Source organism: Serratia sp. HNCC26DJ206 (assembly GCF_057180605.1).
Map to the genome: position 1 here is coordinate 1 of NZ_JBXUGP010000153.1, position 354 is coordinate 354.

2 tRNA genes are annotated in these 354 nt (G+C 50.3%); both read left to right on the forward strand.

What is annotated here, in order from left to right:
- The first annotated feature begins 29 nt into the window (after positions 1-29).
- Positions 30-106: transfer RNA gene (locus AC2A1E_RS24370), tRNA-Ile, on the forward strand.
- Between the two features lie 111 nt (positions 107-217).
- Positions 218-293 (forward strand) — tRNA-Ala (locus AC2A1E_RS24375).
- The last annotated feature ends 61 nt before the right edge of the window (positions 294-354 follow it).

Below are 354 nucleotides of genomic sequence, written 5' to 3' on the forward strand. Positions count from 1 at the left end.
GAAAAAGTAACGAGCAGAAAAATCTTTATAGGCTTGTAGCTCAGGTGGTTAGAGCGCACCCCTGATAAGGGTGAGGTCGGTGGTTCAAGTCCACTCAGGCCTACCAAATTCGCACTTATGCTGCATTATGGGCTGAGCACGGATGAACAGGCTTCCTGAAAGGGAAAGGCTGTAATTCGCCGCGAGTGGTAATAAAGATTTCTGCAAGTGACTGTATGGGGCTATAGCTCAGCTGGGAGAGCGCCTGCCTTGCACGCAGGAGGTCAGCGGTTCGATCCCGCTTAGCTCCACCATATCCCTACGGTCCTTGATAATACTTCAGAGTGTACTGGCAACAGTATGCTGCGAAGTATT